Annotated in this window: 15 protein-coding genes, 1 tRNA gene and 2 pseudogenes; all 18 read left to right on the top strand. The window is 40.7% G+C overall.

Going from position 1 to position 10,339, the window contains the following annotated elements; all coding sequences use genetic code 11:
- Window positions 1-437: 437 nt before the first annotated feature.
- The 18 genes and pseudogenes from JCM14505_RS07535 to JCM14505_RS07470 all read left to right on the top strand — a co-directional run bounded on the left by JCM14505_RS07535 (window position 438) and on the right by JCM14505_RS07470 (window position 10,336).
- Entirely contained in the window at window positions 438-629 is a 192-nt protein-coding gene (locus tag JCM14505_RS07535) for a hypothetical protein (protein ID WP_153011015.1), read from the top strand.
- The gene (locus JCM14505_RS09050) at window positions 629-805 is read left to right on the top strand and encodes a hypothetical protein (RefSeq protein ID WP_156249870.1); all 177 of its coding nucleotides are present in this window, start codon (window positions 629-631) and stop codon (window positions 803-805) included. The genes JCM14505_RS07535 and JCM14505_RS09050 overlap by 1 nt, the downstream gene beginning before the upstream one ends.
- Before the next feature lie 20 nt (window positions 806-825).
- Window positions 826-1,272, top strand: a complete 447-nt coding sequence (locus JCM14505_RS07530) for an ArpU family phage packaging/lysis transcriptional regulator (RefSeq protein WP_054653808.1) — start codon at window positions 826-828, stop codon at window positions 1,270-1,272.
- Window positions 1,273-1,616: 344 nt separating this feature from the next.
- Window positions 1,617-1,689 (top strand) — tRNA-Gln (locus JCM14505_RS07525).
- 57 nt (window positions 1,690-1,746) lie between these two features.
- The gene (locus JCM14505_RS07520) at window positions 1,747-2,274 is read left to right on the top strand and encodes a terminase small subunit (protein ID WP_054653806.1); all 528 of its coding nucleotides are present in this window, start codon (window positions 1,747-1,749) and stop codon (window positions 2,272-2,274) included.
- A pseudogene (locus tag JCM14505_RS07515) lies at window positions 2,255-3,484 on the top strand (PBSX family phage terminase large subunit). The gene JCM14505_RS07520 and the pseudogene JCM14505_RS07515 overlap by 20 nt, the downstream one beginning before the upstream one ends.
- Window positions 3,485-3,502: 18 nt before the next feature.
- Window positions 3,503-4,921, top strand: coding sequence for a phage portal protein (locus tag JCM14505_RS07510; RefSeq protein WP_054653804.1), 1,419 nt, complete (start codon window positions 3,503-3,505; stop codon window positions 4,919-4,921).
- A pseudogene (locus JCM14505_RS07505) lies at window positions 4,893-5,861 on the top strand (minor capsid protein); the annotation flags it as partial. The gene JCM14505_RS07510 and the pseudogene JCM14505_RS07505, both read left to right, overlap by 29 nt.
- 57 nt (window positions 5,862-5,918) lie before the next feature.
- Window positions 5,919-6,206, top strand: a complete 288-nt coding sequence (locus JCM14505_RS10575; protein ID WP_439646040.1) for a polymorphic toxin type 50 domain-containing protein — start codon at window positions 5,919-5,921, stop codon at window positions 6,204-6,206.
- Between the two features lie 3 nt (window positions 6,207-6,209).
- Entirely contained in the window at window positions 6,210-6,407 is a 198-nt protein-coding gene (locus tag JCM14505_RS07500) for a hypothetical protein (RefSeq protein WP_054653802.1), read from the top strand.
- A 342-nt stretch (window positions 6,408-6,749) separates the two neighbouring features.
- On the top strand, window positions 6,750-6,908 hold the full coding sequence (locus JCM14505_RS09145) for a hypothetical protein (protein ID WP_162200506.1): 159 nt from the start codon (window positions 6,750-6,752) through the stop codon (window positions 6,906-6,908).
- A gap of 10 nt (window positions 6,909-6,918) precedes the next feature.
- Complete coding sequence (locus JCM14505_RS07495; RefSeq protein WP_054653800.1) at window positions 6,919-7,377, top strand: DUF4355 domain-containing protein; 459 nt, start codon at window positions 6,919-6,921, stop codon at window positions 7,375-7,377.
- Between the two features lie 3 nt (window positions 7,378-7,380).
- Window positions 7,381-8,235 carry a phage major capsid protein gene (locus JCM14505_RS07490; protein WP_054653798.1) on the top strand — a complete coding sequence of 285 codons (855 nt, stop codon included), beginning with the start codon at window positions 7,381-7,383 and terminating at the stop codon, window positions 8,233-8,235.
- Between the two features lie 24 nt (window positions 8,236-8,259).
- Window positions 8,260-8,637, top strand: coding sequence for a phage head-tail connector protein (locus tag JCM14505_RS07485; RefSeq protein WP_054653796.1), 378 nt, complete (start codon window positions 8,260-8,262; stop codon window positions 8,635-8,637).
- 11 nt (window positions 8,638-8,648) lie between these two features.
- A complete protein-coding gene (locus tag JCM14505_RS07480; RefSeq protein ID WP_225352305.1) occupies window positions 8,649-8,864 on the top strand; it encodes a hypothetical protein in 216 nt (71 codons plus the stop codon).
- Window positions 8,865-9,023: 159 nt separating this feature from the next.
- Window positions 9,024-9,305: an HK97-gp10 family putative phage morphogenesis protein gene (locus JCM14505_RS08775; protein WP_225352304.1), complete on the top strand. Its 282-nt coding sequence runs from the start codon at window positions 9,024-9,026 to the stop codon at window positions 9,303-9,305.
- Window positions 9,306-9,313: 8 nt separating this feature from the next.
- On the top strand, window positions 9,314-9,703 hold the full coding sequence (locus JCM14505_RS07475) for a gp17 family tail completion protein (RefSeq protein WP_054653794.1): 390 nt from the start codon (window positions 9,314-9,316) through the stop codon (window positions 9,701-9,703).
- Between the two features lie 15 nt (window positions 9,704-9,718).
- Window positions 9,719-10,336 (top strand): phage tail protein, encoded by a 618-nt coding sequence (locus JCM14505_RS07470; protein ID WP_054653792.1) that lies wholly within the window; start codon window positions 9,719-9,721, stop codon window positions 10,334-10,336.
- Window positions 10,337-10,339: the final 3 nt, after the last annotated feature.

Raw genomic sequence — 10,339 nt, 5'->3', positions numbered from 1 at the left:
TGGAGTGATGGTTGAACCACTGTTAGTTACAGGATACCAAATTATGGAAAAGACAAACGAGTAACTAAGTTGTGGCACTAATAAGGAGTTAAAGAAAGGGTAGAAAACGTATGGGATCATTAGTGGATTTATTCTTTTTTTGGGGTGCAGGTATCGGCATTCATTTACATAGTCGGGTACATACTGAAGGAATTTAATTTAAATAATGGACTTGTTGTTAAAACATTACAGGTGGTTTTGTTGATTACTAGCAGTGCTGCGCTTGGTTTGTTGTTGTCGATTGTAATTTTAGCGGCATTGGAGGTGTTTTAAAGTGCTATTAGTAGTTAATTTAGTCATGATTGCTTGCGTTATTATCCTTACAATTGGCAGGTTTTATTATTGGTACAAGGAGCAGAAAACATTTGAAGAGTATGTAGATCAATGCAGGAAGGAACGTGAAGATGTATAAAGCTAAGCAAAAGCGAGTGGCTTGGTTAACGAGGATCGGAATTCATCCAGTTGTTATTCGTTACCAGGAGGGACACGGATGGTATGTTGACACGATTGGCGACATGCCACAATCAAGGTTTACATATCACAAAACGGCAAAGGAAGCAGTGGAAGTATTGGAGAGGACGTTGTTGTAATGGTGGAGTTTTTAATTGCAATCGGGAAAGTTGTTTTAGCAGCGTTTGCTTTTATTTGGGTTGGGGTTTTCTTAATTGCGTTTCTGATTATTTTATCGATTGCGCAAGATAAAGCGGAACAGTCAGCTCGAGATCAGCATGAGCGATTAAGACGAGAACGGAACTCAAGAAATTAAATAATTGGTGGGGGTCTTATATGGAATTTTTGGACGGACAACAAATTGATGAACGAGGAACGGCTCATAACGTTGATTTATTTCTTACTAAGGATTTAGAAAAGGCTTTACGTTTTTCAGGTGAGAGTCGTGATGGAATTTCATCACCACAATGGAGCTTTGAACCTAGCGGGGGAGGCTATGGAAACAGCCAAGAGCGGAGAATGGGAAAAGTGGTGACAGCCAGCAACATGGTTAAGGCAATTACAGACACAATTCGCAATTGCGATGAGTTAAATTCTAAAATCTTATTCCAATGTTACATTGACGAAATGAAGGATTGGCAGGTTGCAACTAAGCTTGGTTACACCAAGGAACACTTCTCACGGCAAATTAAGCGATCAGCGTTAGTTGAGTTTGCAGACCGCTATGAGGTTTATGGCCGTTTTTATCACGTTTACGAAGATTTACATGTTTATTTAGCGTGAATATCAACACGATGTTAATAGTAGGTCAACTTGATATCAATTTGACATCAACGTAATGTAAATAAGATGTCAACGCCACATCAACGGTTGATTGTTATTATGATATTGTTCAAAATATTACATATAAGGCAAACGCCTTACTTATGGGTCGGTGTGTTAGACAGGTTTAACTAATGATTATTAACTAAATTTTGCGTGCAACATACATTTTTATCAAAATCATTAGTTACATTCGCTGGTGCAAGCCCCATTACAAGCACCTAGTAGTATGGGTTGTAGATTTCAGATGATTAGCCACCTTTTTGTTGTAGAGTGGTTGCGTTTCGGGTGGCTAATCATTCAATACGGGTATAGCCAAGTTGGTAAGGCAACGGTTTTTGGTGCCGTGATTCGTAGGTTCGAGTCCTGCTACCCGTGTATTTAACGTTCGCTTTCAGCGGGCGTTTTTATTAAACGAAAGGTGGTGATTGCTATTTGAAATTAACGATAAAACAACAGAAGTTTGCTGATTATTACATTGAGAGTGGCAACGCCACACAATCAGCGATTAAAGCAGGGTACTCCGCAAAGTATGCAAACGGGAATGCTCCTAAATTACTGCAAAATACTGTAGTAAAAGCCTATATAGAGGATAAATTAGCTCAACTTGAGTCTGACAAGATAGCTGACTTAACGGAAGCGTTGCAAGGCATCACTCGGATTGCTCGTGGCGAAGAGACTGAGCAAGTTGTAACGGTTAATCCAATTACTGGGGACCCTGAAGTTACTGAAGTGCCAGTTAAAGTGCCTACTCGTTTAGCAGCATGGAAGGAAATTATCAAGCGCTATCCTAATTCTGATAAGTTGCTTGAAGCTGAATTGCGTTTAAAGTTAGCTAGGGCTCGTGTAGAAGAAGCAAAAGCAAAGACACTGGAAGACAGTGGTGTTGATGTTGAACGTGCCTTGGACGGTGTAATAACCGTAATTACGGGGGTGGCTAAAGATGACGGCCAAACTGACTAATCTTTTTACCGAAAAACAGGCGATGGCGATTAAGACTTATCTGAATGACGACTTTCGGATGATGATTTTAACCGGTGCTATTCGTTCGGGGAAAACGTTCATTAACAACTATCTGTTTGTGATGGATCTAAAACGGGCTAGTCAGTTGGCTAAGAAATTAGATGATAAGCACCCACAATACATCTTAGCTGGTTACTCGTCGGGGACGATTTACAACAACATCATTAGTTCAATTAGTACGCAGTTTGGACTTGATTTAAAGCCGGATAAGCACGGACACTATCATCTGTTTGGGATGGATATCGTTCCTGCTTACACTGGTAACTCGCGTGGTTTGGGGGCTATTCGTGGGATGACTTCTTATGGCGCTTACGTTAATGAAGCGAGTTTAGCCAAGCAAGAAGTCTTCCAAGAAATTAATCAACGATGCTCGGTAACTGGTTCACATATTATTTGTGATACTAACCCCGACAACCCACAACACTGGCTCAAGGTTGATTACATTGACAATCCTGACCCCAACACTAAAACGGTCACAATCAACTTCACAATTGATGACAACACAACGTTAGCTCCGGACTTCGTGGAACGGATTAAGGCATCAACACCTAGTGGTATGTTTTATGATCGTAACATCCGTGGCTTGTGGGTTTCTGGTGAAGGTATTGTTTATGCTGACTTTGACAAAGAGCGGATGACGATTGATGAGTTGCCGGACGACTTACATTACTATTGCGGTGTTGACTGGGGATTTGAACACCTTGGTTCAATCACTGTTTGGGGCGACGACAATAATGGAAATGCTTATCTTGTTAAGGAAGTTACAGCTCAACATAAATTTATCGCTTGGTGGGTTGAACAAGCTAAGAAAGTTCAACAAGAATACGGTCGTAACGTCATCTTCTACGTGGATAGTGCACGGCCGGATAATTATGCTGAGTTTGTCAAAGCTGGCATTAGAACTGTTAACGCTAAAAAAAGATAGGCAAGCAGGAGTTGAATCCGTTGCTGAATTAATAAAAACTGGTAACTTCTTTGTTACTCAAAAGGAGTTGACCAGTTTTACGATGAAATTTATCAATACGTATGGGATGAACGAACGGGTGAACCAATTAAGGAACACGACCACGTCATGGATTCCATGCGATATGCAATATTTAACGAACATAAGAAACGGCTTGCTACAACTGTTAGCAGTCGTTTCTTTTAATTTGAAAGGAGGGATTGGATGTCGGTTAACCAATCAATTAACGGCGGTTCAAACGTATTTGTTACTGACCAAGGGACTTACCTAACTAGCGAGACTGAGCTAACGCAACAAGACTTAATGGCATTGATCAATGACAATCAGTCAAAGAATGATAAACGGCGAAAGAATTATAAGTTGTACGTGGGGAAACATGATATTTTAGACGAGCCACACGATACAACTTCGGCTCGGCCGGATAATCGCGTTGTTTCAAACTGGGCTAATTATGTTGTTGATACATACGTGGGGTACTTCATGGGCAAAGCACCAACGATTAAGTTGTCTGATGATGCAAAAGATGAGAAGTTCCAAGATTGGCTTAATCAATCTTCGTTCTCTGATAAGCTCACGGAATTAACTAAATTAGTAGCGATTTACGGTAATGCTTACCTGCTAGCTTATCAAGATGAAAATACAAAATCACAGGTAACTTTAGTAGACCCTACAGCTGGCTTTATGGTCTATGACACAACGGTTAAGCGTAATCCAGTGGCGTTTGTTCGGTATGACTACTTGGCAGATAAGTTAAGTGGCGAAATTTATACTAACAAGGAAATTATCTACTTCGGTCAAGATGGCGTGTTTAATGAACGCACGCCACATTTGTTTGGCTCTGTGCCTGCTACTGAGCTAATGGCAAATGACGACCGGTTGAGCATCGTAGCTAAGATTGAAACGCTGGTTGATGAATATGATGCAGCGTTGAGTCAGAAAGCAAACCAAGTGGAATACTTCGACAATGCTTATTTAACAATCATGGGAGCAACATTGCCAAGTGACGATAAAGGTAATCCAATTCTAGATTTGGCTAAGAATCACGTTTTGTATCTTCCAAATGTAGAACCAGGTTCAAAAGCTGACTTTCTGCAAAAGCCGGACGCTGACCAAATTCAAGAGCACTTATTGCAACGACTCAAAGATGATATCTTCCAAACATCCGCGGTAGTTAATCTTAATGATGAATCGTTTGGTCAATCTGCTAGTGGTGTTTCGATTCAATACAAACTGTTATCGATGCAAAATCAAGCGGCAGTTGAAGAACGCAAGTTTACACAATCGTTGCGTGACTTCTTAGGAACGGTCTTATCGCTTGGTCAAGTAGTTGGGGAAATTAGCAAGGAAGTCGTTACGGCTGACTTGTCGTTCCAATTCTTGCGCAACCTGCCTCAAGATATTGCTGGTGAAGCGGACACGGCTAATAAGCTTAGCGGTGTGGTTTCTAAGGAAACTCAATTATCGACTTTATCAATCGTTGATAATCCAAAGGATGAAATCGAACGGATGCACGATGAACAAGCCGAAGACACTAAGCAAGCTGTGCAGAATCAGGCGAGTGCATTAGACATGGTTAAATCTCAAGATGTAGGTGATGACGTTGAAGATAACAGCGAAGAATAGTGCTTACTGGCAAAACCGTGATAAGTATGAACGTGAGTATATCCTTAAGAATTTAGCTGATGATGAGCAATTAAACCGGCGCTTGCAACTTTACTATGATCAAGCGATAGACAATATTAATCAGATTATCGATAGCGAACTGGCTAAAACGATTAATAGCCGTACTGGCAAACCGTCCAAAATGGACGTAGAAGCGTACCAACGAACGGCTAAGAAGATTGTTCAAGAAGCTCAATTAAGACGCTCACAGGGGCAATCAGTGAGTTATAGTGACTATTCTAAAGCGGTAAATGACCATCTTAGAATTTACAACGCCACAATGCGAATTAATCGTTTAGAAATGATTAAATCTAAGATTGGACTGGAAATGACTCGAGCTGGTCTAAATGTGGACGCTGACTTGAGAGACAACTTATCAACTAAATATCAAGATGAGATTAATAGACAAGCAGGAATTATGGGAGAAAGCGTTCCTAGCTCGTTGCTAACATCTTCTGCTATTGCTAAGACAATTATGGCTCAGACTAATTCAGCAACGTTCAGCGATAGAATATGGGCTAATCAGGATGCTTTGAAAGCGAAACTGGACGTGGCACTCACCAATGGTATTATCCAAGGGCAAAATCCAAGGAAGATTGCTAGGAATTTAAAGGGTGTTGTTTCAGATACTGTTAAAAATCATCGATATGTTACTGAACGAATTGCACGAACGGAAACAGCACGGGTTCAACATCAAGCACAACTTGAATCGATGAAATCTACCGGTGTTAAGTACGTTAAGTGGATGACAGAACCAAAAGCCTGTGATGAGTGTCAAGGAATTCAAATGGCTAAGCCGACTGAGTATGGTTCGGGCATCTATGAACTAGATAAGGTTCCAAGTATTCCAGTCCATCCTAATTGTCGGTGTGCAATTGGCGCTTATTGGGTAGATGATGAAAATTTAAAAACAGATTCTGAATTTATAAAGTCTAAAATCAAAAGCGGCGAATGGGGTATGAAAATCAATTCTGAAAAACAAGAACCGCATATGGAGTCAACAAGACTAGAAGGTAAAAGTTATTTATTCGATACCGAAAACCCACAGGAATTGCTGGAAAAATACTCTGGAACTGGTAGAATTGAGTTAACCTTTAATGGTGATCGAACGAATAAAGAAAACATTGATGTCGGACGATATGTTGGAATTGATTATCGGTCTAAAGAAAAGGTTACAGGAATTAGAATTCATCATTCTAAAAAAACGTACGCATATAGTTCCATGGCAACAGCGGAAGGGGGATAAATAATGAAAGACTTTGATACATTACTGGGCAAAATTGTTAAGATTGTTGCTATCAATGGAAAATTATTTGTTGGTCCTGTCGAAGGATATGAAACTCCGGAAGATTCAGAAGACGGTCAATGGTGGCTAGATGTTGACGTAGATGGATTTGGGTTGTTAACCATTGCTAAGTCAGAAATCAAATCATTAGAGGTGATTTAATGTCTAGTAACGATTTTTTTCGCAGTAGCATATAAAGTATTGAGTTATCTCAAAAAAATGCTATGAAAACGGGGTTAATCCCGTCCATACTACAGCACACAATATTTAAAAATGAAAAAAAAGCTTATAACTTTTTTAGGAAGCCTGAGATCGGCTCCCACTAATTAAATAATTAATAACTATTTAAACGTCTGCCAAGCGGTAGGCGTTTTTTAGTACAGAAATTTATTATTAGCGATTGCTTTAAAACAGCAGTCGCTTTTATTTTGCCTTTTTACTGACTGCAGGCGTTAAAGAACAATCTGGAAATTACAGTCGACGGACTTTAAACGGGTGATTTATATGGACGAAAACAAGTTACACATGAATTTGCAATTCTTTGCTGAAGATCAACCGGAGGACGCTCCGGAAACGAACGAAACGGGTGAAGAAGTTACGGAAAAACAAGATAACAACGAAGAAGTTAACAAACCAGCCGAAAAAAACCTTCACTCAATCTGAAGTTGACGAGTTGATTAAGAAACGCCTTGAGCGTGAACGGCAAAAGGCTGAGAACGCTAAGAAGGAAGCTGAAAAGCTCGCTGAAATGTCAGCTAAAGAACGAACTGAATTCGAAATGAACAAGTTGAAATCCGAAAAGGAACAAGCTGAAACGGACTTAGCACGCTATCGGATGCGTGATGAAGCTCGGAAGATGCTTGTAGACGGGGGCTATACTCCTGCTGACGATGAGCTATCTATGTTGGTAACTAGTGATGCTGAAACCACACAGACAAACGTCAAGGCTTACCAATCAATGATTGCTCGAGTTAAGGAGCAAGCTCGCAATGAGTTACTCAAAGGCACCACGCCTAAGAGCAACGCTGGCAAGGAAGTTAAGCCTTCCAAACCATTAGAAGCCATGACTTATGAAGAAGCCCAAGCGCAGTTAGAAGCGCAAGCTTATTTAATTACAGAAAGGAAGTATTAATATATGCCACGACAAGCAAATCCAAACAACATGACTAAATTTAGCGACACAGTTAACCCACAAGTGTTAGCTGCGATGACGCAAGCACAATTAAAGAAGGCAAACGTATTTGGGTCAATTGCACCAATTGACGAAACTTTAGAAGGACAACCAGGGGACACGATTACCGTTCCAAAGTGGAACTTCACTGGTTCAGCTAAGGAAGTTGCCGAAGGTGAAGCTATTAGCTTTGACAGCCTTGAATACGCAACGCAACAAGTAAAGGTTAAGAAGGTAGTATCTGCTTTCCAAATCACGGATGAAGCCCAATTATCCGGATACGGAGACCCTAAGACGGAAGCTTCTCGTCAAATGTCTTTAGCATTACAAGCTAAGTTAGATGATGACATCTTAGCAACGGCATTAACTGCGCCCCTTGCGGTAACGACTGTTACTCCAGATAAGGTTGATGTGATTGATCAATTAGAAGATACGTTCGCTGGCGCTACTGACGCTGTTGAAGGTGTTACGTATCCGCAACAAGGTGTGCTGTACGTATCCTACAAGGACGCCACTAAGTTACGTAAGGCAGCCGGGCAAGACTGGACGCGGGCATCAGAATTAGGCGACAACATCTTGGTATCTGGCGCTTTTGGTGAATTACTTGGCTGGGAAATTGTACGGACGGCTAAGTTAGAAGCAGGCACAGCTTTAGCTGTTAAGCCAGGCGCTTTAAAGACTTACATGAAGAAATTACCTACTGCCGCTGTATGGCGCGATGACGACCATCAAACGGATAAGGCATCAATGACGCAAAACTACGCTGTAGCAATCGCTAACGACGCTTTAGTAGCTGTTGTTAAGCCTGCAGGTAAGTAATAACTTTAAAAAGAGGGTGATTGAATGAGTTTTGACTATGGGAGTGCTGTTATTGCTCAACTAGGACTTGATGAACACAAACTTACTGAACAAGATGCTAATAGGCTTGATAGTATCATTGCTGTTGCTGAATACCAGCTAGCATTTAAATTAGGGCTCGATATTAACGAAGGTGATCAGCAACTCGAAGCACTTGCTCATGTCGTAGTCGGTGTTGCTGTAAAACGTTGGAATCGGTTCAAGAACGAAGGTATGGCATCATACTCTCAAGAAGGAGAGTCAATCACCTACGAAAATGATGATTTTGCTGAATACGATGATGACATTTCTGAGTGGAAACGGCGCAATGGTCAGTCGGTGATGTTAACCGTAGACCCCTATAGAAAGCGTGAACAGTCATGAGATTTGATAGTGTGATTAAGTTTTATTCTGAAAAAGGAAAACATTATGATCCAAAGGTTCATGGCTATGTAGGTGGTAATCAACTTGTTAGCGAGATTATGGCTAACGTTACTGACTTAGGAACGACTCGTTCAGTGCAGATTTTAGGAAGTATCAATCAGGAAGCAAAGGTTCTTCGATTACTAAATCCAGAACCGCCTGATTGGTCTTTTTTTAACTATCGATGACGGCGATAAGCATTATAGACGTACAACTACACGCACCGTTCTAAAAGGTAATACGTTGATTGTAGGTGGCGAAAATGGGTAAAACGGTTATACGACTTAATGGGGCTAAGAAACTACAACAAAAACTGTTAGCTAATAAGCGAGAACTAGCTCCTAAAGTTGGCAAAATCGTTGCAAAAAAACACAAATGAAATGGCGACAGTTACTAAACAGAATATGATGGGTACTTATACTCACGGTTATTCAACAGGGACTACGGCTAGAAGTGTATTAGCAACATTAGAAAATGGAGGCTTAACTGGAATAGTTAGCCCAAGCACAGAGTATTTTCCGTACCTTGAGTATGGAACACGTTTTATGTCTCCAATGCCAACGCTTCATCCAGCTTTTAGCCAACAAACAGTTAAGTTTGAAAGTGATTTGAATAAATTAATGAAATAGGAGGGCTCATGTTACCTGAACAAGTAATTTATGATTACGTTTACAGTCAAAGCGAAAGCTTAGGGTTTAAAACTTATGATCATCTACCGATGGAAAGCGAGAATGCTCCATATCCATTTGTTGTAATTGGTGAAATCAGCTCTACTGACGTTAATTTAAAAACCGCTTTGAATAAAACGACTACTCTCACAATTCATTTTTGGGGAGACGGTGAAAGTCGGTTCAAACTTAATGAAATGGCTGAAAAGTTAGAAAAATCGATTGAAACTGGTTATACAGATGGATATGCAGTGGTTGTACGCCACTCACAAACTCACAAACAATTAATACAAGACACAAGCGTTCCTAACACGGTGTTGAATCATCTTGTTTTGACGCTTGTTTTTTCTTTGACTTAGAAGAAAGGAGACAAAATGGAAAGTCAACAAAACGAAATTAAAATCTTACAAGGTATGGACACGTTAGCCTACGTCCGGAAGTTAAAGGACGCTGCCACGACTGACGGTCAATTAATTCCTTATCAAACTTCACTTTCGTTTGATCCACAACGTGATAGCGATTCCACGGCTACGAAGTCAGGAAATGTTCAAAGCAAGGGTGGATTAGAAACGGATGTTGAAGTTGAATTCATCAATAACGTAAGTAAAGTAGCCGATGAATTGTACGACTCATTATTTGATGGAGATACGCTAGAAATTTGGATTCTTCATCGCAAGCGGGTACAAAACGCTTCTAGCGCAACGCCTTCATACTTTGCGTGGTACATGCGCGGGGACGTCAAGGAAGACTCTAACGATAACGATTCCGACGACAATTCAACTCGTGACGTAACTTTCAATATCGAAGGAACACCAAAGCGAGGCTGGACTAAGTTACCTGCTGAAGCTCAAGAAGAGTTGGACTATGTCTTCCGTGGCATCATTAAGACGTCCGAAGACGAAAACGGTAATGGCGTAGCTTGGGTTAAGGGACAAGACGAAGGCAAAGGGACTGATCCTACGCCCGTGTCTGGTGGAACACTTGGTAAATAATTA

The sequence above is a fragment of the Limosilactobacillus equigenerosi DSM 18793 = JCM 14505 genome (assembly GCF_001311375.1).
GTDB lineage: Bacteria > Bacillota > Bacilli > Lactobacillales > Lactobacillaceae > Limosilactobacillus > Limosilactobacillus equigenerosi.
The sequence above is the reverse complement of the archived record's forward strand: the minus strand, read 5'-3'. Positions and strand labels throughout refer to the sequence as shown.

Bases quoted from the DNA above. Each gene is read 5' to 3' on its own strand.
- JCM14505_RS09050 (WP_156249870.1), top strand. From the start codon at position 629: ATGGTGGAGTTTTTAATTGCAATCGGGAAAGTTGTTTTAGCAGCGTTT.
- JCM14505_RS07530 (WP_054653808.1), top strand. From the start codon at position 826: ATGGAATTTTTGGACGGACAACAAATTGATGAACGAGGAACGGCTCAT.
- JCM14505_RS07510 (WP_054653804.1), top strand. From the start codon at position 3,503: ATGTCGGTTAACCAATCAATTAACGGCGGTTCAAACGTATTTGTTACT.
- JCM14505_RS10575 (WP_439646040.1), top strand. From the start codon at position 5,919: ATGAAAATCAATTCTGAAAAACAAGAACCGCATATGGAGTCAACAAGA.
- JCM14505_RS07500 (WP_054653802.1), top strand. From the start codon at position 6,210: ATGAAAGACTTTGATACATTACTGGGCAAAATTGTTAAGATTGTTGCT.
- JCM14505_RS09145 (WP_162200506.1), top strand. From the start codon at position 6,750: ATGGACGAAAACAAGTTACACATGAATTTGCAATTCTTTGCTGAAGAT.
- JCM14505_RS07490 (WP_054653798.1), top strand. From the start codon at position 7,381: ATGCCACGACAAGCAAATCCAAACAACATGACTAAATTTAGCGACACA.
- JCM14505_RS07485 (WP_054653796.1), top strand. From the start codon at position 8,260: ATGAGTTTTGACTATGGGAGTGCTGTTATTGCTCAACTAGGACTTGAT.
- JCM14505_RS07475 (WP_054653794.1), top strand. From the start codon at position 9,314: ATGTTACCTGAACAAGTAATTTATGATTACGTTTACAGTCAAAGCGAA.
- JCM14505_RS07470 (WP_054653792.1), top strand. From the start codon at position 9,719: ATGGAAAGTCAACAAAACGAAATTAAAATCTTACAAGGTATGGACACG.